Origin of the sequence: Parundibacterium terreum (genome assembly GCF_014636315.1) — a bacterium.
GTDB classification, from domain to species: Bacteria; Pseudomonadota; Gammaproteobacteria; order Burkholderiales; family Burkholderiaceae_D; genus Undibacterium; species Undibacterium terreum.
The window spans coordinates 222,104-244,578 of record NZ_BMED01000008.1 but is presented as its reverse complement, the minus strand read 5'-3'; the positions used below and the strand labels follow the sequence as shown (position 1 = coordinate 244,578).

Here is a 22,475-nt window from a genome sequence, read left to right as displayed (position 1 = left end):
CAACCGGAACCGGGATGGCGCCGCACTGGCTGACGGCCAGCCAGGTGGCGATATAGGTATTGGACGGGACGATGACTTCATCGCCGGGGCCGACGTCCATCGCGCGCAGGGCCAGGTGCAGCGCATCTAGGCCGTTGGCAACGCTGACGCAGTGCTGGACGCCGCAGTAAGTGGCGTAGTCTTGCTCAAAGGCATCGACTTCACCGCCGAGGATGTACCAGCCGGATTCGAGTACGCGCTGGACGGCGCTGTCGATCTCTCTCTTGAGTTCGCGGTAGGAGGCCTGGATATCGAGAAAGGGGACGGCGGTGCTCATGGTCGTGCTCATGGTGAGGGTAAGGACGCGAGGGCGGCCAGGTAGTCGTTGTAATTGCGATAATAGTCGGATTCGTCGTACGGGGCGGAGGCCAGCACCAGACAGACCGAGCCGGCATCGAAGTTGATTTCGGAGGCCCAGATCATCGGCGGCACATGCAAACCCTGCCAGGGGCGGTTCAGGTGGACAGTGCGTTTGTTCTTGCCGTCATCCAGGGCGACGTCAAAGCTGCCGGACAGGCAGATCAGGAACTGGTGCAGGCTTTTGTGGGCGTGGGCGCCGCGGTCGGAGGCGGTGGGCACGTCATACAGGTAGAACACGCGCTGGATCTCGAACGGCACGTGCTTGTTCGATTCCATGAAGGTCAGATTGCCACGCGGGTCGTGGATCTTGGGCAGCTCTATCAGGCGGCAGTCTTCTACTGACATCTTCTTCTTTCTTCTGGGTTGGACTCAGCCAGTTTTATTATTTATCTAAGGCTGCTCTTGGTCATTGCAGGGGAAACAGCGATTCCAGCGTATGGTAACGCCAAAACAATGCCGAAATCCCGGGAAGCGAGAGTAGCACAAGCAATTTTCAATCGGCAATAGGCTCGCAGCCTGCTTTTATCCGATCAAACAGGCTAGGCAGGTAAAAATTTCCTGAATTTTTGCATTGATTGCTGTATCGCCGGCAGTTCTATCCTGAAACGGATATCCTCCCCCTCCCTGCCCGTCTCGACAGCGCCAAACTTCTGGTGGAAGTTGATCACGCTGTCATTGCCAGCACTCACCTCAAAATGGCTTTGCGTAAAGCCTTGTCCCAATGCAAATTGATATACGAGCAAGGCCGACTCAATCGCCGTTGAAGAAGGCGCCCCTCGCTTGATCAACCAGCTTCCCCAGCAAAAGCTGTCGCCCTGCTGATCATATAGGCGCACCAGACCCAAAGGCTCATGCGCCAGCGAGCAGATGACAAAATAAAACTGGTAAGGGTCGGCATAGGATTTTTCCAGCCAGGCGGCCTGATCCGCGATCGTGCCCTGTATCTTGTTCAGGTAGCGCGACTTCATTTCATCACTGCGCATTTCAAACACGAAGGCGGCATCCTCGCTGGTCGCCGCACGCAAGTAAATGGATCTGCCGTTTACTACATCTTTCTTGTCAAAACTCTTCATAAGGTCTATCCATTATTTTTATCTGCCTTGCATCCACCACGCACAAAGCGCGCGCTCAATGCCTGCCCAGGGCGAGATTCAGGCGGCTGACGAATACATCGTAGCTGTATTGCCGCACATAATAATCACGCGCCTGCGCCGTTTGCGCCGCATGGTCGGCGGCGACCGTCTTCAGTGCCGCGAGCAACTCAGGGATGTCGGTCCAGCCCAATTCCTTGTTGGCAAAAATATCGGCATGCCGCAGCAAAGGAGCACGGTCATCATTGGCGTAATACACAGCCGGGTAGCCGCAACCTTGTGCCTCTATCGAACCGCGCCCACCCGGAATCGGGAACGAACCCAGGAACACATGGCCGTCTATCTGTTTCAGGCTATCCCACAAGGACGGCACATGCGCCACATAACAAAACCTGTTCTCGGCTATGCCGCGCGCTTTCAGCGATTCGCGTATCAGGGCCAGCCACGCATCATCCAGATGGCCTATATGCCAATAATTTCCACCTATCAGTCCCAGCACCTCGGCAACCACGTTCTGATACGCCAGCACACCATCGCGCTTGTACTTGTTGGATGAGCCGGATGAAACGACAGTCAGGGTTTCAAGGGTGGGACTGCTAAAGGTTTTAACGCCGCGGTCAGCAACATACAAAGGCATATGGGTCGCCGGCCGCCCAAGATTTTTTTCGCAGATGGTTTGCAGATGCTCGGTAAAGTCCACATGCTCATAACCCGGCAGCGTGCAGCCTACCGAAGGCTGATGGTCGCAGTGATGGAAGAACACTTTGCGAACCGATTGCGGCAGGCTCGCGGCCGCCACATACGGCAAGGGGTCCGGATGGTGCGCCAGGATCAACACACGCTCCGGCCTTACGGCACTAAATACCGCCTGCAACTCGCGTACCTTACCGGCAAAGCTGGGGTCTTCCAGCCTATGCACCATGGCCTTGGGCATGCGGGCTCGCGCGTCGGCCACTTTCAAACGGCCGCTCTGGTAAGAGCCGAACATATCAGTCAACACGACCACTGCTCCACCCAGCACGCTCACCAGATCTTCCGCCACGCGCGAATGTCCGCCGGCGCTGTAAAACTCACTGAGGATCAGCAGATAGCCCCCGCGTGCTTCCGTCTCCGCCGGCACGCTGGTATCGCGCATCGCCTCGCCCAGGCGCTGCACCAGCCGGTCGTAACCAAACAGGTAGAGGGAGTAACCGATAATGTCCGGCCGTGTATAGAAAGACCCGACACCGACCGCAATCGATCTGAGTGCATCATCGTACTGTCCGGCATCAATCAATGCCGATGTCTGATCCTGCAAAGCAGTAGCTTCAATACAAGGCGATAAGTCGTCCATGCAAATCCAATTAAAATTTCACTGCATATTCCGCATCATTGCTGATGGCTATACTGATCTAGGCCGCCTGCCGGGCTGCCACCACATCGACGATCTTCATTACGCTGTCCAGTTGCGCCAGCTCTTCCTCAGAAAATTCCGTCCCCAGCTCATCTTCCAGCGCGAACATAATTTCCACATGCTTCAGCGAATCCCATTCGACGATACTGCTGCGGGTGGAATTCAGGCCTGCGTCCAGTGGCCGCTTCAATATGGTGGCGACAGTATCCAGCACGATGTCTTCAATTTCCTGGCGATTCATTATGGCTTGCTTTCCTTTAGTTATTTTTTGTTATCTTTTGTTATCGTCACACTGCTGTCAGGCACGAAGCGCCTCAGAATATCGGCAGGAAGCAGATGCTCCCCTTCTGCCGGCGCCTCTTGCATATCAAGCAACTTGCCCAGCCACTCCAGCGCGGGCTGGTTGCGCGGGCCGTGGCGTACGACAAAGGCCAGTTCCGTGCATCCGTCAAACTGCGGCATGCCGGCGATCACCCCCAATATCATCGTATCTTCCAGTTGGCGCCCCATCGCGCGGCAACTGATGCAAAGTTCCTCAATGCGCAAGCGGCTCCCCTCTCGCTCGGCAATGATCAGGCCTATCATGCCGCTGTCGGATAAGCGGTCCTTCATGCTGATGCTGGCTACCGATGCAGAAGGCAGCGCCATCCTGTCGGCCACCTCGGCTTCGGTGAAACGCCGCATCGCAAGATTGAACTGGTTGGTCTTGCGGCATAATTCCGCCACCCGCGCCAATTGCTCAAGCGGGTCATAGCTAAAGCCCAGCGCAACTTGCAGACTGCGGAAGTAAGCCGAACTATCGGCGGCATCGGCCTGCAGTGCAATACGTTCGGCATTGGCTTGCAGATCCTGCACGCGCTTGGCGTCATTGACATCCACGCGCCAGCGCCACAGGCCTGGATAAAATTCAATCGCGCGGCGGGTCAGCGCGGCGTCTGCATGCACGGTCTTGATGCCATCCAGCGCAGCCGCCACGCTGGCAAGCTCGCCGGGATTATCATCGACAAACAGAATTGCATCCGGCGCTATCCGCAAAGCCTGCGCAACGCGGGACAAGGCTTGTGCCTTTGGGTCCCAGGAAACCTCGATCGCAGAAAAATCACTCCACTTCAATGGATAGTCGCTGCGCTGGGCAAACAAGGCTTCGGCATCCTGCATTTCATTGCGCGACACCAGCGCGAGAAATATCCCGCGCTCACGCAAGCCAGCCAGCATCTGCTGCAAGCTGGCATGCTCTGCTGTCAATTGCACGCCATCTACTCCATCCTCGCCCAGCACGCCTGCGTGCAGGGTATGGTCCAAATCCAGAGCAATTGCTTTCACCGGCGGCAAGGCTGCCGCCGGCAGCCAATGGCAAGCAAGCTTGCGGGCCAGCAGCGGCTGCGCAGCATTTGCCAGCGGCGTGCCTGCCGCTGCCGCCGAGCGCTGATCCGTCAACGCCACGCCAGCCTCCGCACATACGGCGGCAAGGTCGGCGAAATAAACCGCGGGCACGGCATCCGCCAGCGCCTGCAGGGGATGTATGTCGTCGGCTTGCACAGCCATCCAGCTGGCAATGACTATCGGCGCTTTGCTGATGGCGCGCAAGGCACGCACCCTTCCCTCCAGCCACGTCAGCCACTCTGCGGCAGCAGAAGCAGCCAGGTAGCGCTCGCTATCCAGCCATAACAGCTCCACATCGGCAGACTGGTGGCCGGCAAACATCAGGCTGTCATCGTAATCGCTGATATGGAAGCCGGCGGCGATTCTGCCATAGGCAAAGAAGGGCTGCGCCAGGCCAAGCAGGTTCTCTATCGCGTGGTTACGCCAGACGTTCACCTGCAGCGACTGCCGCGGCTCATCCGCAATGTCCAGTTTTTGCAGGGCCAGGCGCGAAATTTTTGGGGCAAACAACACCGGTTGCGCCTCCACCCGGCGCAGCATGCCTTCTATATGGAGAGTATCCGGATGATTCATGAATACAATTCCCGCTCCGGTTGCCAGGAAGATCGCAGGGCCAGGCGGCGCGGCAAGATGTCGGGACCAGTCCCGTGCAAAAACAGCAAAATAAAATACTCCCGGCAGGCACGGCGTCAATCGTAGAAGAGCACGAGGAGAGTGCAATACCGGCTGCCGGCTCCGCGCCGCCACCTCCACTCTTATCCACGCTCTTATCTACTTCTTAAAGTACGCCAATTTTAACGAATTACTACGCTTCTGGAAAACAAAAGGATGCCTGGTAAAACCCTCAGCCTCATAAATTGGCATGGACAGCCATAGGTCCTTATCCTCCCTTGCATCTGCCCATTCTTCATAAGGCGACCCGTCACGCCAAAACACAAATTTTCCATCGCAAGGCGCCAATCCCGCCCTCCCTTTTAAAGCAATTCCATGATGGCTAGGCTTTATATTAAGTTATCAAAAATAACATAGATAAATCCGATCCTTTGTTCATAGGAGAAAGTGTAAAACCGATCATTTTACAAACAATTTTTTACAAGCAAGGTTTTGACTTTCGTTTTGACATTGTTTACAGTGGACCAGTTTTTCCAACCAGGTGTATAGATGCCAACATTCTTTGACAGACATCAACGGCAAGCCAAGCTAGCGCTTTTGGCTGTGCTGCTGCAAGTCGGCCTATGCAGCCCAAGTTGGAGCGCAGACACCACCTTCCCCGAATCTTCCACCGCCTACACCAAACTCCAGGAACTGAAAGAACGCGCAGCAGACCTCAGCGCAAAAGCAATGGGCCTGCTCGGCATCAATTACAAGCGCGGCGGTAATACCCCGGAAAATGGATTGGATTGCAGCGGCTTTGTCCGCTATGTGTTTAAAGATGTCATCGGTGCGGAATTGCCAAGAACTTCCGCCGAGATCAGCAAGGTAGGCGAAAAAGTAGATCAGAAAGACTTGCAGCCAGGCGACCTGGTGTTCTACAACACGCTGAAACGCGGTTTCTCACATGTCGGCATTTATCTGGGTGACAATAAATTCATCCACTCTCCATCCGCTGGAGGCCAGGTCCGCATAGAAAGCATGGACATCGCTTACTGGAAAAAACGATTTAACGGCGCCAGAAGAATCAACGACGACGACGGCAAAGACAGTAAAGAAAATAAAGACAAGAAGTAAGCAACAAGCAGCACATCTGAAACTAAACCGGGGCTAACCCAGGCTTAAGCAGCACAGACACGCTGAGGACACCAGCAAGTCCCCTACCACTTCCCAGCATCACCGCCCGAATTCTCGCCGCATCAGCACCTCATCAGCAGCCTACAGGCTATCAGCACGCTTAGTGCTCCTGCATCGCCTTTATCTTTTGCTTCAGTTCCGGCAGTGCTGCTGTGGCAGCTTTCTCGCCTGCCAGAATGGCCAGATTGCGCCCGGCAAAATCACTGCCCTTCATGTTCGCCAGATCAGGCTTGATGACGATATCGGCATTCTTCAGCTCAAAATTATTCATGCTCTGACCCATGATGGTAAAAGTCTGCATCAGCACATCCATGGAACTGACCGGCGTTTGCCCTTCAGGCTGCGAAGATATATTGACGGCAATCACAAAATCCGCGCCCATTTCGCGCGCGAAGCGCACCGGCACCGGCGAGACCAGGCCGCCATCGACATATTCCCTGCCATTGATCTTTACCGGTTGGAACACGCCAGGCACGGCGGACGAAGCCCTGACGGCAATACCTGTGTTACCGCGCTGGAAAAGGATAGGCTGGCCGCTATGCAAATCCGTAGCGACAGCACCGAACGGCTTCTTCAATTTTTCTATCGGCGTATTGCCCACCATCTTGTTGACATAGTTCTGCAAGCCATCGCCTTTCAGCACGCCGCTGGATTTGGAGAACAAGGGCAAAGACCAGTCGGAGATGGTTGCCTCATCCATTTCCAGTGCCATTTTTTGCAGGACAAAACCATTATTGCCAGCCGCATACATCGCGCCAACCAGGCTGCCGGCGCTGGTGCCGACCACAATATCGGGCACGATGCCCTGCGATTCCAGCACCTTGATCACGCCTATGTGCGCAAACCCGCGCGCGGCACCGCCGCCAAGTGCCAGGCCTATCTTGATAGTGCGCGGCTGCTTGACTAGCGGTACAGGAGCAATCACCACCGGTGCCGCAGGCGGCTCTACACTCTTACAGCCTGCCAGCATAAGGCTGCATAAAGCCAGATATTTCAGGGAATTCAGTGCTTTTCCAAAAGAGGGCATGGACTTTATTTAGACAAGGAAGGGAAGGATATTCAATCTGGCCTACAGCCACCAACAAAAACGAAAGTATCAACTGCAGGGAAAAAGGCTTTCACAGACAGACCTGATATAAACACGTCGATAGAATAAGAACGCCGCAAACCGGCAAAGTTCATCGAAGAAAAACTGCGATAGGTATCAAGCTCTGCACGCCCTTTATTCAAAGGAAGTTTCGTTGCTGTAAGACGCTGGATTATATCTTGTTTTGCCAGACATAAATCCCGCAGGCAAGAATCAGAGGGGGAGGATGATTCCCGTGGAAAACCTGGCTTATACACTCAGAAACAATGAACCTATTGGCTTGTCGATGGAATTTACAAATCATTCGCAATATCAAAAAGTTCATAAGTAAATCATTGATTTATAAGGACTTTACCAATCTGGCACGATAACTGCTGCTTTTTTTGAACTTAACCGGAGCGAACTCACCATGAAAATCATGTCACGCATCATGCTGTTCTGCTTGGTCTTGTTCGCAGCCCCCATACATGCGAGCGTCGTCCTGTACCAGGACTTGAGCCAGTTCCTGGCTGCGGCCGGACCTGGAACTACAGAAACCTATGAGGGCTATGCGCCGCCAGGCGGTTTTGCGGTTTTATCCGACTCTACTGTTGGCAGTATTACTTACTCCGACAACGCCTACGCTGTGGACCCTGCCTTCGACGGCGGCGGCTACAATTGGGGAACAGGCGCTGTACTGCTGCTTTCCAACCCTGCTCCTTTCACCCCAATTCTGACATTTGCACCGACCAAGGCGTTCGGAGCGCTATTTGGAACCGTGAATGACTTTCAGCAAGATATCACCGTCACCATTGATGGGCAGTCTTTTCTATTAAGCACAGGCCCCTTCGCCAATTGGACATTTTACGGCTTCATATCCGACACCCCGTTTTCCACGTTCTCTATTTCGGCTGCCAATAGCGCACTGCCTATCCTGGATAATGTTTTCGTAGGTCAAGCAAGCGTAGCAGTCCCTGAGCCCGCCTCGCTAGCCATGCTTGGGCTTGGGCTGCTTGGTATCGCCATACGCAGGCGACAAGCAAGATAAATGCAAGCCAAGCCCGTTACGACGGGCTTTTTTATTTCTGCAAAACATCAAAGCCGCAGAATATTTGTGACTTACTGCCATGCACCATATACTGGAATCCAACCGATTGGAAAGCATGTGAGAACAGAGCATGACAAAGGTATCGTGGAGTTGAGCGTCTTTCGCGATTTTGCGCAAAGATCGGGATTGCCTGTGCTGGACACCTCGATAGAAAAGCGCAGCGGCGATTCCGAGCCGGACATACTCTGCACGCTGGGTGATGAAGGCAAGGTGGCTTTTGAAATGGTGGAAATTTGCGACCCCATGCTCGCAGCCAATATCGCCTACTCGCTGGCCGGCGGTGCCGGCACAGTACCTGTAGCGACAGATCCGTCTATCAGGATAGTCTGCAAAAAACTCAGCAAGACCTATAGAACGGCGTGCCCGGTAGAGCTGGTATGCTATACCAATGGCCGAACGAAAACCGCAGACGATGAAATCTTTGCGGCTATCCAGCCCTGGTTCAGCGCCATCAAAGGACCGTTTCGCCGTGCATGGCTATTAGGCAAAAGAGAGCTTTATGAAGTATGGAGTCTTTAGCGGCAGCCAGTGCCACTTTTCATCCCTCTCAGCTAAACTCCTTTTTCCCTACCGGCTCCAGCTGCAATATCTTGGTAAAAATCCGTTCCAGCTTTTCAATGAAACTGGCCTCGAATTCTTCCTGCTTAAACGGCGGCAAGGCAAGCGGCCGCACCAGATGCCGCTTCACCAGGCGGCTGTCCTGCTCGCCCGGCCCGCCACGCCCCAGCTCGCATCCCATCTGCGTTGAATAGTTTCCTCTTACCGTGACGGATATCCTGTACTGATTGGGATAACCGTAGGCCGGATCAATCTCTCTGGAGGTAAACACCAGCGTTGCCTCCACCATTGTAGAAGGTGTCAATTTGCGTTCTATGACGGGCTGGTAGCCTGCATTGATCAGGCCAGTGACGGATGGTTCAAAGAGTTGTTCCAGCTTATCCAGTACAGGTTCAAATTTTTCTATAAACGCCAGGTTAGCCGCCTCGGCGGCTTTGGCTGCGGATTGTCTTTCGGTATTTCTTTGCTTTTGTTGTTCTTCGTATTTGGCTTTAGCCTTGTCGAATGGGTTCATCACGATCCAATAGGCATTAAAAAAGAAAATGACTATACCAAATAATTCGCCGTGAAAAACCGTGGTAACAAATTGTTGCGGATATCAGAAAATGAAACAACTATGCCATGAGGAAACATCACGTTGACGAGAAAAATATGCCGCGCCATTAGGTCGTCAGCATCGTGTTTCATCACTTATTCCATTCGCATATCCAACTACATTTTCGCAAGAAAATTTCGCAAAACTACATCGGCGGCTGTACCAGGTTGATTAAATTTCCGCAGGTGTCTTCAAACAAGACTGCCGTGATAGGCCCCATGCTGACGGGCTCGCCACGAAACACGACACCTGCTTCTTTCAAGCGTTTGTACTCAGCCTGAATATCTTTGGTAATGAATGCGGTAGCAGGAATGCCCGCATCAAACAATGCTTTCTGGTACGCGGCGGAAGGCGGAAATCCCAAAGGCTCCAGCACCAGCTCAGTACCCTCCACACCTTCCGGCGAGATCACAGTCAGCCAGCGATAAGGCCCCATCGGTATGTCGGCCATCTTGGTAAAACCGAGCTGCCTGGTGTAGAACTGCAGCGCCTGTTCCTGATCAATCACAGTAATGCTGGAAAATTTAATTTGCATGTGTGTCTCCTTGATTTCGAATTTGAAAATGAACAGCTGACAGCAATAATTGTTCCGCTGTACTCCAGACTGAACTCCATTCGGTGCAATGGCATTTCTTCGCCCCTCAATAACAAACTGCGTAACAAACTACGTCCTGTCAGCAGTCAGATTTTTTCATACTCCGGCTTTTCTACACGAAATTGCATCAAATTAGTGCCTCAAATAAATATTAATTATTTTATATGCATAACTGACAAATTTTTATTATTATCCAAGACGTAACAAATTGTTACAGATGATTTACTTATAAAAATAGAAAAGGGATGTTATGCATAAATTGCTATTCTTGGCTTCGGCACTTGTCCTTACCGGCTGTGCTTCCATTTCCGGTGAGAAGTTACAGCCAGTATCTGTGACGACGATACACGACAATAAAGAAGTCGCTGGCATAGGCTGCACTTTATCAAACGACGCCGGATCCTGGTTTGTTACTTCACCAGCCAGCGTTGTCGTCCACAAAAGCACCGGCGACTTGTCGATCGACTGCAAAAAGGATAGCCTGGCCGGCAATGTCGCGGTGGTATCCAAATCGAACGGGGCTGTATGGGGGAACATTCTGATTGGCGGCGGCATCGGCTACATCATAGACAGGAATACCGGCGCCGGCTTTGACTATCCACCGTCCGTCATGGTGACCTTGCGCCAGATCGGCGATGCTGCTGGTAATAAGCCTGCTGGCGCCGCGCCAAGCGTCGCAACCAATGACGTGAAAGAGGCGTCTGCGAAGTAATCAGGTATTGACGGATGGGCTTGCCACCCCAGGCCCATCCGCACACTTCCGGCGCAGATTTGAGCTCCCTATTGATGCAGTCCTCTGCACGGACATATAACTGAAAAATATCAGGCGAAGATGGCGAGCGACATTCTTTGCCAGCGCTTCATGCGCCCCCGCTCCTCCATCCCTCAGGCTGTTTCTGCATTAACTTTATGAGACAGGCCTTCTATCATTTCCCGTTTTAACACAAGCTCTTCAAAAGCCTCCAGCACTACCGGCCGGCTGAACAGATAGCCCTGGTAGCAATGGCAACCCACGCCAGCCAGGAAATCCCTCTGCATCTCCGTTTCCACCCCTTCGGCGATCACGCCCAGCCCCAGGCTTTGGGCCAGCGCGACGATGGTCCTGGCGATTGCAGCATCGTTCGGGTCCAGCAGCACATCGCGCACAAAGGACTGGTCTATCTTCAACTGGTCCAGCGGCAGTTTTTTCAGATAAGACAGCGAAGAATAGCCGGTGCCAAAATCGTCCAGCGAAAAACCAACCCCCTTGGCTTTCAGCGCAAACATTTTCTCTATGGTTTCCTGCACATTGTCCACCAACAGGCTCTCGGTCAGCTCCAGCTTTAGCCGCGCAGCATTGGCCCCGGTTCTTTTCAGCACCGACAAAACCCGCTCCACAAAATCCAGCTTTCCAAACTGGCGCGCGCTGACATTCACCGCAATCGTCAGATGCTCCATCTCCGGACGTAAAGCCCATACTGCCAATTGCGCGCAGGCGGTTTCCAGCACCCAGTCTCCCAGCGGCAGGATCAGGCCCGTTTCCTCTGCCAGCGGGATAAATTCAGCGGGAGACACCAGGCCGCGCTGCGGATGCATCCAGCGCACCAGCACTTCCGCACCGATGACCCCATTCCCACTGATCACCTGGGCCTGGTAGTGCAGCAAGAACTGCTTCTCCTCTATCGCCTTGCGCAAGTCAGTTGCCAGTGCCACGCGCTCCACAGCCGCAACCTGCATTGCCGGATCAAAGAAACGGAACTCGTTGCGCCCTGCACTCTTGGACCGGTACATCGCCAGATCGGCCTGCTTCATCAATTCGTCTATCGATACCGGTTGCGAGCCGAACAAGGTAATGCCAACGCTAGCCGTACTTTGATGCGAGACATCACCCAGTTCATAGATCTTGCGCAGCTCAACCAATATCTTATCGATCACAATCTTTGCGCTGGCAACAGAATCTGCCTCATTGGAACCCAGGCCAGCGAGCAGGACCACAAACTCGTCACCGCCCAGACGCGCCACTGTATCGCCTTCGCGCACACAGGATTTCAGGCGCTGCGCAACTTGCTGCAGCAGCAAATCGCCCATGTCATGGCCGAGCGTGTCGTTGAGTGCCTTGAAGTCATCCAGGTCAATGAACATCAGTGCGCTGAAATTGCCACTCCGTAGCGAACTCGTCATGGTCTGCTTTAAGCGGTCCAGCAGCAGTGTGCGGTTGGGCAGGCCGGTAAGCTGATCAAAGAATGCCAGTTCCTGTATCCTGTCTTCCGCTTTCTTCCTTTCCGAGATATCAAACTGCGTACGCACGTAATGGGTGACCTTTCCACTGCTATCCTTCACTGCAGAGATAGTCAGCCACTGCGGATAGTTTTCACCGTCCTTTCGCTTGCTCCACACCTCGCCTTGCCAGCCGCCGGTGAGATTGACCGCATCCCACTTGGCGCGATATTCTTCCTCGCTATTGCGATCAGATTGAAACAGAAAAGGCGTTTTTCCGACTACATCCTCTGCTGTGTAGCCGGTGATTTCGGTAAAGGCACGATTCACCCGCAGGATGATGCCTTCCGCATCGGTCACCACGATACCTTCCTGCGATTCAAACGCTGCTGCTGCAATCCCCAGATCAGCCTCTGCCTGCATGCGCTCGGTGATGTTTTCAGAAAAAATGACGATGCCTTCCGGAACCGGCTGGATAATCACCCTGAACCAGCCTTTGCGGCCGTCGGGATATTCGAATTCAAACTCTCCCCGCTGCATGATGCGCTGATCCATGCAATTTTTTTCCAGCACATAAATTTCCGTCCCGGTAAAGCCGGGCCAACAATCGGTGACGACCTTGCCCAGCAATTCAGCCGTCGGTCTGCCATTCTGTTTTTCAGCCGCGTCGTTGATATACAAATAGCGCCAGTCGAAATCGACGATCTGGCAGCCTTCCATCATCGAATCCAGCATGCTACGCAGACTGGAGCTGCTTTGATGCAGCGCCGCCACTGCCTCTTCGCGCTCCGCCATGGTCTTTTCCAATTGGTCGCGCTCATTGCGGATAATGTTTTGCTGCTCGCCCGCATAAACTAGCAAGCGGTTGAAATCATTCAGTAGCAGCCGGATCTCGCTGCTGCCTGAAACGGGCAAGGGCTCCATACTGGTTTTCCCATAACCCGACATGCCTATCTGGCGGGTTGCATACTCCAACGGCGCCAGCTTGCGCCGGACCAGCAACCATATCAGTATGCCGCCAAACAAAGCGATGCATACCGCACCGGTGTAGATACGGGTGGCCACACCGCGTATCGGCGTAAAAGCTTCGGCTGTCGGCAGATAGGCAATCACCAGCCAGTTCGCCGCAGCAACCCTGGCGGCCGAGCTAAGTATTTCAGTGCCGGTGGAATCCACGATTACCCCCGGCCCCATGTATCCCTGCAGGCGCCGGTCAAACAAGGCATTCTTGCCCTTGGCCGGCACCGCCTGCAGCACGCGCGCAGGATCGGAGCTGGTGACAATAACGCCATCCTTGAGAGAAACCACATGGAAGCCCCCGGTCTTTCCATTGCGCACTTCACCGGCAAAATAGAAGGGGCTGCCCGGATCGATCAGCTCAGATCCACATAGCACGCCGCCAATGGAGCCGTCTTTTTCGTACAGGGGAACCGCCACAATCAGCACCGGTTTTTTTGCAAAACGCCCAAAGGTCGGACGGATGACAGGCCTCCCTGTTGCCATCACTTCCTTGAAGTAAGGAGAGTCCGCATAGCTGCTGCCGGTGAAACCCAGCGCAGGCGCTTCCGCAATGCGTATGCCTTGCTTGGAGATGACATAGATATCGCGGGTGAAGATTTGCTTGGCGACCGGTTTATCCGCCAGGTAGGCCTGCAAACGCAGCGGATCTGTCTGCAGCAGTTCGCCGGATTGGTCGGCGATCGCCAGTAGCGCCTTCAGCCGCTGGCTCAGTTCACGGTCAACGGTACGCGCTACATAGCTTGATGCGGTCGCTTGCTCTTCTTCTACTACATGCGCAAAATCTGTACGCAGTCCCTCGACGACAAACCAGGACAAGCCACCTATGCCAAGCACAAAGATCAGCGTCCCAAACAGTGCCAGTTCAATTTTGAGCGGCCAACCGCTGGACCGGCCGGGCTTGTCCCCTATATTTTTTTTCATGGCCCCTTCCTTTGCAGCAGCGCACCGAAAAATTTTTGTTCTATTTTTGCTCTAGTCAGATAGATTCAGTGCTGTCTGCGCATTCTGCTGGATGACGCGGCATCAAAGATTTGCCAGGACGCCGCTATTATTAATTTTGAATGCTAGAAAGATCATACAATAGTAACGCCGATTTGGGCCACCAACGATGATCAACACTACAGGATTCAAGCAATTGGAGACAATATGGAAAATCCCATTGATCAGCAGCTTGCCATAACGCAACTTCAACACATGCAGCTTGAGAATGAAAAACTGTCGCTGGAACTGGAAAAAATCAGAAAAGGCACAAGCTGGCTGCAACTCCCACTGCAACTGGTCCCGCTGATCAGTGCGCTGGTTGCCGTCGCCGGCTTCTTGTGGGGCGTTTTGCAGTATTCGGATGAACAAGCCAAGAATCGCTCAGACAAGGAGACACAGTCCAAACGGGAAAACGCTATCGCCGAGCGCGAATTCATGAGGCCGTGGCTGGAAAGCCAGCGGCAAACCTATCAGGAAGCACTGACGGCGGCAACTGCCATTGCCAACAGCAAAGAGAGCAAAGACCGGGGAGAAGCCGAGCAAAAATTCTGGCAGCTCTATCATGGCGCGATGATCCTGGTGGAAACCAAGAAGGTATCGGGCGGCATGGTGCTGTTCGGCCACTGCATCGATGGCACAGAAGCCTGCAGCCAGCAACAGATGAACGAACGCAGCCGCGATCTCGCGACGGCAATGGCGGAATCGATGGCCGCAACTGCAAAAATGTCTTATCAGGAATTTGTTCAGAATCAGTTCCACTACGCAACCGGGCCTGCCTGAGTGCGCCAGATGCTGCTGCCCAGCTTAGTCCTTGCCGACCTCTTCCAGCCGGTACCCGTAGCTGTACACTGGAGTGAGGCGATAACCGTTTTCCGGACGCAGTTCCAGCTTGGCGCGTATTTTGGAGATATGTGTATCCATCGTACGTGAAGGAACATCGATATCCCGCGACCAGATCGCCTCCAGGATATGCGCGCGTGACAAGGCGCGGTTCAGGTTGCTGAAGAATAGCCGGGTCAGGTCATATTCTTTCTGCGTCATCTCCACCGTCACGTCGTTGACACTGATGTTGCCGGAGCCGGTCTCAAAGCGATAGATGCCATACTGCGTGCGCTCGGCAACCGTGGTCTGCGGATAGGCGCGCCGCAACAAAGCCTGCACTCGCGCCACCAGCTCAGAATGGCGCGGCGGCTTCACCACATAATCATCCGCGCCCATCTGCAGGCAGGCCACCACTTCTTCTTCCGCTGAGAGATTGGTCAGCACCAGCACAGGCAAGGTAGGCGGTAGCTTTTCCCTCACCCACTGCAAGATTTCGACCCCACTGACATCCGGCACCAGAAGATCCAATACCAGCAAATCATAACTCTCACGCTTCAACTCATTCAGCAGATCCTGCCCCAATAAAAAGGGATGCACGCTATGACCCGCCCCACGCAAAAGGCTGGAGGCTAGTTCAAGGACACTGTTATCGTCGTCAAGTACAGCAATTCTCATGGGAGCAGACAAAAGACCAGAAAGGTTGTTGCGACAAGCCAGCCAGCATGGGCCACGGAGGCCTTGTTCACAATGAAATATTGACCCGCCGATATATTACCAAAAAATAATCAAAGAGATAGGCAAGCTCCCCTTTTTGAAGCAGGCTTCACAAAATTTCACATCCTTGAAATAATTGGCGGGTATGCTTCGTCTCACTGGCACACATGCAAACGATATGCATGGTGGCAGCTCGGTGAACCGGGCCGATGAGCGCCCGTTCACCACTTCCTTTTAGGACAACGCGATACTCTTGCGATCCTCCCCTTGCCCTCCAATATCCCTCGAGACCGTAACTAACGTAGCCTTCAATGAGGGCACTATCTTGATTTGATCACGAAGTGACTTGCCAGTGAGTTGGCGAGAAATCTGGGCTGACTTATTGACCTGAGTTGCGGAAACCATTTCCTCAACCAACTGATTTTCAAGCATTTTTGAGGACCGCGAATACAGCACAAAGGAAATGCAGAAAATAAAAAAGCCCTTGATTATCAAGGGCTTTTTTAATAAATATTGGCGGAAGCGGTGAGATTCGAACTCACGAACGGCTCACACCGTCGCCAGTTTTCAAGTCTAGCCGCTTATCCTTTCAAATCAGAAGCTTAGTTCGTTTTCGTTTCCGCAACACCTTGATTTTAATTTGTGATAGTGCCTGTTACTACAGGGTGTGCTTACGAGTTGCGGAAATGATTTTTGCCTTTTTTTTGAGCATATCCTACACATAGAACTCCTATGTTGTTTAGGTTACATTATCTCAAACAATAGGAGCCAGTCAGCAGGAAATAAGAAAATGGCGGTATCGGCACCGCCACAGGAATCTTTATTCTGACCCGACCTCTCCTCTTAAGGGCTGGTGTCACTTCCAACATTTTTATCTAGTGTCTCTAATGCTCTCACGTGAGGGGGCCAGAGCCTTTTTACTGTCTATGAACGACTGCTTTTCCTTTAATTCGTTCCCTAGCTCTTTTCTAGATGGAACGATTTCAATGTCCTTTTTATTGTCCTTTTTACTGTCCTTTTCAATGTCCTTTTCGGCGGCCTTTTTATCGGCCTTTATAGTGGTACCACCAACTCCTTGCACTCGCGATATACCTTCACCTGCTTTTGGGAGGCAATACTTCTTACCCGTCGAAGCCGATATTTTGCAATCGTCCGCTAGGGCGGCTGATGTAAAGATCGCACAAACACAAAACAAGATAACCTTTATCATTTTTTAATCTCCTCAGCGTATTTAGCTTCGAAAAGAGTAATGAAACAGTCAGAAACGTCGCCACCTTTATTTTCGTCTTTGCATTGGGAATATATTAAAGCCATATCACGAATGTCACCCTGCGTAGCGCCTCCTGCGTAGGTTGGGATGCTGACTGTTTTGTATTCATTGATAAGCAAGCCCGCTGCTCCAGACATTAGGGCCCCAGATGCAAACAATGCGACACCGGTGGATCCGATTTTTAAGTTAAATTTTACGCCAGTCGATTCTCCGCTCCCATCCACGCCTCCCTCGTTGATACCTAAAACAATAAACATCAAACCGACACTTATTATTGCAAAGCCAATATGCATCACAGCAACTTTCATTATTTGCTTATTTGTCATTGTTTTTAAGTTGGCATATTCGGACTGCATCAGCGAATAAAGCAGGTAATCGTTGACCCCATGCATCTCCTTTCTTACTTCTGTGAAATTTTTGGTCACGCTGATACTCGTATCAGACGCCGAAACTTGATGCCTGAGGTCCTGCATACTTAAGAAAGCCTGGAACATTAAAAATGTTGGCAATATTATTCCTAAAAGAATAACGGAAGCACCTTTTACGATTGCCTGCGATTGTCGTTTTGTCAGGCGCATATTCTATAAGACCTTAATTAAACGCCAACAATATGGTTAGCAAAATTGCAGTATAGTTGTACGTTTGAATAAGTAAAGTTTTTGCTGTCAAAGGCTCGTATTTAGTAACCTGAGACTACGGCACATCCGCTCAGAATGGCTGCCTCTAAGACGCGACACGTAACAATGGTAACTACCTCGCAAATGCAGTTGGGAGCTGACCCCAATCCGTTGTGTAATGCGGCGTCTTGTTTTCAAACTTCGCCGTCCATCGAGCGCTGCTGGCGGCGGATGCGATCTTGACGGTGTCGCGGCCGAAGCGTTTATTCAGCGCATCCAGGGCGCCCATCACCGCTGCAGACGTCTGCATATTCCAGGATTCTTCAAATAAAGTGCCCTGCTTCGTGCTCTCTCTAGAGAGGCCCATCAGCACCACCCCTGCTTTCTTGTATTTGTAGCCTGGCCGGTAAATGCGCTTCAGGCCCATGATGGCCGCGCGGACCAGGTCGCGCGTGTCGTTGGAGGGATCTTGCATCGGCACTGTGATGCTACGGGAATATTGCCGATCCTTCAGCCGGAAAGGATCTGTGTGAATGAACACGTTGACCGAGTTGCAGTAGGATTGCTGGCCACGCAATTTCTCTGCCGCCCTGGTCATGTACTGAGATACAGCCTCTTCCAGCTCAGAGAATTCAAACACAAGCTCGCCAAAGGATTTTGACGATATGATCTCTTGCCTCGCCGGCGCCACCTCCTGCAGGCCCATGCAAGACACGCCGCGCAGCTCTTCGCAAGTGCGCTCCATTACGACACCGAAATGCTGACGCAGGCCTTTGGGCGATGCAGTTCGTAAGTCCTGGACCGTGTTGATACCCATGGCCCGGAGTTTTTCAGATATCCGTCGACCGACACCCCAGACCTCGCCGACATCGATGCCGGCAAGGATCGTGTCCACGTCGGCCGGGGCCAGGCTGGTGAGGTCGCACACTCCCTGAAACCGGGGCTGCTTCTTTGCAATGTGGTTTGCCATCTTGGCCAGCGTCTTGCTAGTAGAAATGCCGACACAAACCGGCAATGCTGTCCACTGCAGCACCTGCTTCCGGATCTTCTGGCCAAGCTGAGCCCGCTGCTGCCACATGGCATCCATTCCATTTAACGAAACAAAGGATTCGTCGATCGAGTACACCTCGACGTTGGGGCTAAAGGTACGTAGGATCTCCATCACCCTGTTGCTCATATCGCCATAAAGAGTGTAATTAGATGACAAAGCAATGATGCCGTGCTGCTTTGCCAGATCCTTAAGCATGAACCACGGGGCACCCATAGCTACGCCCAAGGCCTTGACCTCGCTAGAGCGCGCGACAGCGCAACCATCATTGTTAGACAAAACTACAACTGGCTTGCCGCGCAATCCAGGGTTGAAAGCCCGCTCGCAACTCACATAGAAGTTGTTCACGTCAACCAGGGCGAAGACCTGACTTTCAGCTTGCACCATGGTTATTTCCGAATTCTACGCACCAACCCAGACACGACGCCCCACACCTCGAGTTCGTCGCCCTCTTTCATTTGCTGGGGCTGATACTCAGAATTTTCCGGCCGCAGTTCCATCGTGGCACTACCAATGTAGAGCCGCTTGAGCGTATATTCATTGTTTATTATTGCAACAACAACATCGCCATTTCTGGCTGTCAGCGACCTATCCACCAGGATTTTATCGCCGTTGCAGATGTGGGCCCCAATCATACTGTCACCCGATACATTCATAAAAAAAGACGCCGCCTGGTGTTCTACCAGGAATTCGTGAATGTTCAGGGTTGTTTCAACGTAGTCGGCCGCCGGTGATGGAAAACCTGCTGGCACGCTATTGCCGATCAACGGGATTAAGGAGCCGCATACCGCGACAAGGGCTGTACTTTGTTCAAGGCTAATTGCATTCATGGCATCACACAATACTGTATATACATTCAGTATAAATGCAAATGTAAGGAGCGACAAGGTCGCTTTAATAGGACATTAGACCTTGTATATGTAACTACTTGTAAATTTTGAGGTAGTATCAAAAAGTAATGACATTAAAATACGACTATAAGGAACTCTCAAAATGCACTCCGACATCGAAATTGCATACAACGCTCTAACAGGTCTCGCCACGACTGTGCTAAACGCATTTCCAGGGGACGCCACGCTACGCGACCATCTAGGATGGAACCATCCACTCATTACAAAACGAGAACTTGCGGATATACCTTACGCGATCGCAATAAGCTTAACTGCACAGGAAAAAGCAATAGTAGACTCAGGCAAGAGCGCAAAATTTCCTGAGATTGCTAGGAGAGTAGAAATTTTAGCCACCGAGACGGTGCCGCAACTATTCAATGGAAACGGACCAACGGCCATCCCTGTGTTTCTTACAACTCTGGAATGGATCAAATCTCAAATACCCGTGACTCAAGTCGATTGGTCATCCCCACCGAACAAAAATGCTATGCCGCACAATTTAGTGCGGAGATTGAACGCGTATCAGACTCAACTCGATACGCTAACGCCAGATATGGCGAAGCTGGAAGGACAAGTAAAACAAATTCAAGAGGCGTCCGAAGCCGCAGACTCGTTCCCAGCAGACATCGCTTACTTGAAACGAGAACAAAAGAAAATTGACGAAATTACAGATAACGTAATAAAACTCCAAGCAAAAATTCAGGAGTATTACGACACCAGCGGGCTATTAGCAGCACAAATTATGGGACAAGAACGGGAAACAGCAAAATTAGTCGCCCAAGTTGGCGAAGCATACAGTATCACCACAACGAAAGGATTAGCTGCTGCATTTGATGAGAGAGCAACTAATCTAACTAATTCGGTCACAATGTGGGTTGTCGGACTGATGGCAACCTTAGGCCTCGCAGGAGCAATTGGATACTTGCGCTTCACAAAATTAACGGAGGAAATATCAGCCCCCTCTGCACAATGGGCCACAATAAGTATGCACATCGTGCTCTCGATTTTTAGTCTTGGGGCTCCGTTTTGGTTCGCTTGGATTGCCACCAAACAGATAGGCCAACGTTTCCGGTTAGCTGAAGACTACGGGTTCAAGGCTTCAGTCGCAAAAGCATATGAAGGATACAAACGCGAAGCGGCCAAATTAGATGAGACGTTTTCAGCTCGATTATTTAGTTCAGCCCTTAGCCGCTTAGAAGAAGCTCCTTTGAGGCTGATTGACAACTCGACCCCGGGAAGCCCTTGGCACGAATTGATCAGTTCACAAGCGTTCCGTGATGCCATGAATCAGGTCCCCGCTCTGAGGGATAAATTTTTTGAACTTGCGAAAGATGGGCTATCGAAATTAACACTGAAAGATGTAAAAGAAGCCATCGAATCAATGAAGACGCTTGGGATCAGTAAATCGGATACCCCCACAACCAGCGCTGCTGGGGTCGCAGCAACGCAACTCCCGGCAGTACCGGCAGTCCCACCTGCGCCGCCACTAACAGTACCACCACCGCAAATGCCCGTAACCACCTGAATTAAGGACTTATTGCCATAAGGTTTTGGTAAAATTTTCTGAGTCCTAGGGCCTGCTCTCGCCAAGCCCTACAGGACTTGGCGTTAGCAGCTTCGGTTTCACCGACCTCAGCAAGCGATAGTCCGGCGGGTTCTCTGTCAGACTCGACGGCAGATCCGGCAGGCTCGCCAGTCCAGGCGGAATCGTGGATGCGCACGAAACCAGCGTTGATAGTGCAAGCAGCATTATCAGCCGCAGTGACATAGACAGGTACTTGTTTTTCAATTTCGTCTCCCTTGACGTAAATGGTCTTGATACGATCGCGGTATTCAATTTCAGTTTTTGTGACTAGTACTTGCTGGGCCTTAGCCAATTTGACGGTTTGCGCGGCTTGCTGCTGGACATATTCCGTATGAGCCTCGCCGGCGACGCGCTCGCCGTGAAGCTGGCCAAGCAGGTAAATGGCGCCGCCGGCGGCTGCCAGCCCCAGGATGCGTACCCAACCGGGAACTGCAGACAGCAGCAAGCCGCCGATCACGCCAGCACCTTCTTCGCTACATTCCAAAATGCCAGGCGCTCAGGGTAGCCAATCGCGTCGCCGATCGCTTCGGTCTTATGGCCTGTGTTCACCGCGTCGCACACACCGTCAAAATCACCCTTGTCTGCCCAGGTGTTAATGTTATTGATTTTCCAGAACCATCCTGCGGATCTGCAAGCGCCTTCTGGTGTTCGGAGCCAGTCGCCTATCTGGTCGACCGGTTTGCCGAAGTATGCGGCGCAGGCTGCCTGGTTGTTTTTGAAGGTGAGCTGGATCAGGCCGGCGCCGCGGTACCGCCAACCATCGCCGGATGCCTCGTTACCGTTGCCGTTTCGGTCCGCATAGACTTTGTTGGCGATTTTTTCGGGCTGGTGCTCGTAAGGCACTGCGTCGGCCAACGTTGGAAACCGCTTAGGCCATGTCTTGCACAGGCCCGCGGCGCGGTAATTCAGGTTTTCTTCCACGCGTGCCAATTCCCCAGATTCATGGGCAATCTGCGCCAGGAAGGCTGCCTGGCGTGCCGACGACTTGATGTCAAACTCAGCCATGGCACTGACCAATGTCGGCAAGAATAAAGCCGCCCTAGTTCCGGCCAGCGGCATGATCGCAATTAATTGTTGTTGATTCACTTTAAACGCTCCTTTTTGCGGGGATCCCGCCAGAACAGATAGATCATTGCCGCCACAAAGGCCAGCAACACGTTAAGTATGGCCATCAGCGCCGACTCTGGCCGCCCCAGCCAATACACCTTCAGCACACTGAAGAACGCCCAAATGCCAAAGCATGAAAGCAGCAGTGTGCCGATAAAGCGAGTATGCACCCGTTTATCCAAGACAGCCCAGAGACATAGCGCCAGGATGATGATGTCGGCCAGCGCCGTTATCAGATTAGCGATCATG

At 52.5% G+C, this 22,475-nt stretch carries 24 protein-coding genes; 6 read left to right on the top strand and 18 right to left on the bottom strand.

All coding sequences use genetic code 11. The features are described 5' to 3' along the window. The 6 genes from IEW12_RS27530 to IEW12_RS27505 form a co-directional block, all read right to left on the bottom strand. On the bottom strand, positions 1–316 hold a 316-nt coding region (locus IEW12_RS27530; protein ID WP_188569347.1), incomplete at its 3' end, for a DegT/DnrJ/EryC1/StrS family aminotransferase. 8 nt (positions 317–324) lie between these two features. Next, a complete protein-coding gene (locus tag IEW12_RS27525) occupies positions 325–744 on the bottom strand; it encodes a sugar 3,4-ketoisomerase (RefSeq protein WP_188569346.1) in 420 nt (139 codons plus the stop codon). Between the two features lie 194 nt (positions 745–938). After that, on the bottom strand, positions 939–1,472 hold the full coding sequence (locus IEW12_RS27520) for a GNAT family N-acetyltransferase (protein ID WP_188569345.1): 534 nt from the start codon (positions 1,470–1,472) through the stop codon (positions 939–941). Positions 1,473–1,527: 55 nt separating this feature from the next. Beyond that, complete coding sequence (locus tag IEW12_RS27515) at positions 1,528–2,823, bottom strand: hypothetical protein (RefSeq protein ID WP_188569344.1); 1,296 nt, start codon at positions 2,821–2,823, stop codon at positions 1,528–1,530. 58 nt (positions 2,824–2,881) lie between these two features. Continuing rightward, positions 2,882–3,124, bottom strand: a complete 243-nt coding sequence (locus tag IEW12_RS27510; protein WP_188569343.1) for an acyl carrier protein — start codon at positions 3,122–3,124, stop codon at positions 2,882–2,884. Positions 3,125–3,144: 20 nt separating this feature from the next. Continuing rightward, positions 3,145–4,839 carry an HAD-IIIC family phosphatase gene (locus IEW12_RS27505; RefSeq protein ID WP_188569342.1) on the bottom strand — a complete coding sequence of 565 codons (1,695 nt, stop codon included), beginning with the start codon at positions 4,837–4,839 and terminating at the stop codon, positions 3,145–3,147. 588 nt (positions 4,840–5,427) lie between these two features. On the opposite strand from IEW12_RS27505, the gene IEW12_RS27500 reads away from it, so the two are divergent. Then, complete coding sequence (locus tag IEW12_RS27500; RefSeq protein WP_188569341.1) at positions 5,428–5,994, top strand: C40 family peptidase; 567 nt, start codon at positions 5,428–5,430, stop codon at positions 5,992–5,994. 160 nt (positions 5,995–6,154) lie between these two features. Here IEW12_RS27500 and IEW12_RS27495 read toward each other — a convergent pair whose 3' ends face one another. Further along, entirely contained in the window at positions 6,155–7,024 is an 870-nt protein-coding gene (locus IEW12_RS27495; protein WP_229751388.1) for a patatin-like phospholipase family protein, read from the bottom strand. Between the two features lie 526 nt (positions 7,025–7,550). Here IEW12_RS27495 and IEW12_RS27490 point away from each other — a divergent pair. After that, positions 7,551–8,168, top strand: coding sequence for a PEP-CTERM sorting domain-containing protein (locus IEW12_RS27490; protein ID WP_188569339.1), 618 nt, complete (start codon positions 7,551–7,553; stop codon positions 8,166–8,168). Between the two features lie 117 nt (positions 8,169–8,285). Next, entirely contained in the window at positions 8,286–8,747 is a 462-nt protein-coding gene (locus tag IEW12_RS27485; RefSeq protein WP_188569338.1) for a hypothetical protein, read from the top strand. A gap of 28 nt (positions 8,748–8,775) precedes the next feature. Here IEW12_RS27485 and IEW12_RS27480 read toward each other — a convergent pair whose 3' ends face one another. Beyond that, on the bottom strand, positions 8,776–9,300 hold the full coding sequence (locus tag IEW12_RS27480; RefSeq protein ID WP_188569337.1) for a hypothetical protein: 525 nt from the start codon (positions 9,298–9,300) through the stop codon (positions 8,776–8,778). Positions 9,301–9,526: 226 nt separating this feature from the next. Continuing rightward, positions 9,527–9,916, bottom strand: a complete 390-nt coding sequence (locus tag IEW12_RS27475; protein ID WP_188569336.1) for a VOC family protein — start codon at positions 9,914–9,916, stop codon at positions 9,527–9,529. A 310-nt stretch (positions 9,917–10,226) separates the two neighbouring features. Between IEW12_RS27475 and IEW12_RS27470 the strand changes: the two genes are divergently transcribed. Next, on the top strand, positions 10,227–10,688 hold the full coding sequence (locus tag IEW12_RS27470) for a hypothetical protein (protein ID WP_188569335.1): 462 nt from the start codon (positions 10,227–10,229) through the stop codon (positions 10,686–10,688). 173 nt (positions 10,689–10,861) lie between these two features. On the opposite strand, the gene IEW12_RS27465 is transcribed toward IEW12_RS27470, so the two are convergent. Continuing rightward, positions 10,862–14,113, bottom strand: coding sequence for a bifunctional diguanylate cyclase/phosphodiesterase (locus tag IEW12_RS27465; protein ID WP_188569334.1), 3,252 nt, complete (start codon positions 14,111–14,113; stop codon positions 10,862–10,864). 225 nt (positions 14,114–14,338) lie between these two features. Between IEW12_RS27465 and IEW12_RS27460 the strand changes: the two genes are divergently transcribed. Then, positions 14,339–14,953 carry a hypothetical protein gene (locus IEW12_RS27460; protein WP_188569333.1) on the top strand — a complete coding sequence of 205 codons (615 nt, stop codon included), beginning with the start codon at positions 14,339–14,341 and terminating at the stop codon, positions 14,951–14,953. Between the two features lie 24 nt (positions 14,954–14,977). On the opposite strand, the gene IEW12_RS27455 is transcribed toward IEW12_RS27460, so the two are convergent. From IEW12_RS27455 to IEW12_RS27435, 5 genes are all read right to left on the bottom strand, one after another. Next, entirely contained in the window at positions 14,978–15,670 is a 693-nt protein-coding gene (locus tag IEW12_RS27455; RefSeq protein ID WP_188569332.1) for a response regulator transcription factor, read from the bottom strand. A 910-nt stretch (positions 15,671–16,580) separates the two neighbouring features. Continuing rightward, positions 16,581–16,919 (bottom strand): hypothetical protein, encoded by a 339-nt coding sequence (locus tag IEW12_RS27450; protein WP_188569331.1) that lies wholly within the window; start codon positions 16,917–16,919, stop codon positions 16,581–16,583. Continuing rightward, entirely contained in the window at positions 16,916–17,557 is a 642-nt protein-coding gene (locus IEW12_RS27445; protein WP_188569330.1) for a hypothetical protein, read from the bottom strand. Before IEW12_RS27445 ends, IEW12_RS27450 begins: the two co-directional genes overlap by 4 nt. Before the next feature lie 172 nt (positions 17,558–17,729). Further along, positions 17,730–19,031 carry a Y-family DNA polymerase gene (locus IEW12_RS27440; RefSeq protein ID WP_188569329.1) on the bottom strand — a complete coding sequence of 434 codons (1,302 nt, stop codon included), beginning with the start codon at positions 19,029–19,031 and terminating at the stop codon, positions 17,730–17,732. 2 nt (positions 19,032–19,033) lie between these two features. Further along, the gene (locus IEW12_RS27435; protein WP_188569328.1) at positions 19,034–19,474 is read right to left on the bottom strand and encodes a LexA family protein; all 441 of its coding nucleotides are present in this window, start codon (positions 19,472–19,474) and stop codon (positions 19,034–19,036) included. A gap of 163 nt (positions 19,475–19,637) precedes the next feature. On the opposite strand from IEW12_RS27435, the gene IEW12_RS27430 reads away from it, so the two are divergent. Then, positions 19,638–21,059: a hypothetical protein gene (locus IEW12_RS27430; protein WP_188569327.1), complete on the top strand. Its 1,422-nt coding sequence runs from the start codon at positions 19,638–19,640 to the stop codon at positions 21,057–21,059. Between the two features lies 1 nt (position 21,060). On the opposite strand, the gene IEW12_RS27425 is transcribed toward IEW12_RS27430, so the two are convergent. From IEW12_RS27425 to IEW12_RS27415, 3 genes are read right to left on the bottom strand one after another with little or no spacing between them, the layout of a single operon-like run. Then, complete coding sequence (locus IEW12_RS27425; protein ID WP_188569326.1) at positions 21,061–21,576, bottom strand: hypothetical protein; 516 nt, start codon at positions 21,574–21,576, stop codon at positions 21,061–21,063. Then, positions 21,573–22,205, bottom strand: coding sequence for a glycoside hydrolase family 19 protein (locus IEW12_RS27420; protein ID WP_229751387.1), 633 nt, complete (start codon positions 22,203–22,205; stop codon positions 21,573–21,575). Before IEW12_RS27420 ends, IEW12_RS27425 begins: the two co-directional genes overlap by 4 nt. Then, positions 22,202–22,474, bottom strand: coding sequence for a hypothetical protein (locus tag IEW12_RS27415; RefSeq protein WP_188569325.1), 273 nt, complete (start codon positions 22,472–22,474; stop codon positions 22,202–22,204). Before IEW12_RS27415 ends, IEW12_RS27420 begins: the two co-directional genes overlap by 4 nt. Between the last annotated feature and the right edge of the window lies 1 nt (position 22,475).

What these genes read in the sequence shown, in the direction of transcription:
- IEW12_RS27525 (WP_188569346.1), bottom strand. Translation starts at nt 744, where the DNA reads ATGTCAGTAGAAGACTGCCGCCTGATAGAGCTGCCCAAGATCCACGAC.
- IEW12_RS27520 (WP_188569345.1), bottom strand. Translation starts at nt 1,472, where the DNA reads ATGAAGAGTTTTGACAAGAAAGATGTAGTAAACGGCAGATCCATTTAC.
- IEW12_RS27515 (WP_188569344.1), bottom strand. Translation starts at nt 2,823, where the DNA reads ATGGACGACTTATCGCCTTGTATTGAAGCTACTGCTTTGCAGGATCAG.
- IEW12_RS27510 (WP_188569343.1), bottom strand. Translation starts at nt 3,124, where the DNA reads ATGAATCGCCAGGAAATTGAAGACATCGTGCTGGATACTGTCGCCACC.
- IEW12_RS27505 (WP_188569342.1), bottom strand. Translation starts at nt 4,839, where the DNA reads ATGAATCATCCGGATACTCTCCATATAGAAGGCATGCTGCGCCGGGTG.
- IEW12_RS27500 (WP_188569341.1), top strand. Translation starts at nt 5,428, where the DNA reads ATGCCAACATTCTTTGACAGACATCAACGGCAAGCCAAGCTAGCGCTT.
- IEW12_RS27495 (WP_229751388.1), bottom strand. Translation starts at nt 7,024, where the DNA reads ATGCTGGCAGGCTGTAAGAGTGTAGAGCCGCCTGCGGCACCGGTGGTG.
- IEW12_RS27490 (WP_188569339.1), top strand. Translation starts at nt 7,551, where the DNA reads ATGAAAATCATGTCACGCATCATGCTGTTCTGCTTGGTCTTGTTCGCA.
- IEW12_RS27480 (WP_188569337.1), bottom strand. Translation starts at nt 9,300, where the DNA reads ATGAACCCATTCGACAAGGCTAAAGCCAAATACGAAGAACAACAAAAG.
- IEW12_RS27475 (WP_188569336.1), bottom strand. Translation starts at nt 9,916, where the DNA reads ATGCAAATTAAATTTTCCAGCATTACTGTGATTGATCAGGAACAGGCG.
- IEW12_RS27470 (WP_188569335.1), top strand. Translation starts at nt 10,227, where the DNA reads ATGCATAAATTGCTATTCTTGGCTTCGGCACTTGTCCTTACCGGCTGT.
- IEW12_RS27465 (WP_188569334.1), bottom strand. Translation starts at nt 14,113, where the DNA reads ATGAAAAAAAATATAGGGGACAAGCCCGGCCGGTCCAGCGGTTGGCCG.
- IEW12_RS27460 (WP_188569333.1), top strand. Translation starts at nt 14,339, where the DNA reads ATGGAAAATCCCATTGATCAGCAGCTTGCCATAACGCAACTTCAACAC.
- IEW12_RS27455 (WP_188569332.1), bottom strand. Translation starts at nt 15,670, where the DNA reads ATGAGAATTGCTGTACTTGACGACGATAACAGTGTCCTTGAACTAGCC.
- IEW12_RS27450 (WP_188569331.1), bottom strand. Translation starts at nt 16,919, where the DNA reads ATGATAAAGGTTATCTTGTTTTGTGTTTGTGCGATCTTTACATCAGCC.
- IEW12_RS27445 (WP_188569330.1), bottom strand. Translation starts at nt 17,557, where the DNA reads ATGCGCCTGACAAAACGACAATCGCAGGCAATCGTAAAAGGTGCTTCC.
- IEW12_RS27440 (WP_188569329.1), bottom strand. Translation starts at nt 19,031, where the DNA reads ATGGTGCAAGCTGAAAGTCAGGTCTTCGCCCTGGTTGACGTGAACAAC.
- IEW12_RS27435 (WP_188569328.1), bottom strand. Translation starts at nt 19,474, where the DNA reads ATGAATGCAATTAGCCTTGAACAAAGTACAGCCCTTGTCGCGGTATGC.
- IEW12_RS27430 (WP_188569327.1), top strand. Translation starts at nt 19,638, where the DNA reads ATGCACTCCGACATCGAAATTGCATACAACGCTCTAACAGGTCTCGCC.
- IEW12_RS27415 (WP_188569325.1), bottom strand. Translation starts at nt 22,474, where the DNA reads ATGATCGCTAATCTGATAACGGCGCTGGCCGACATCATCATCCTGGCG.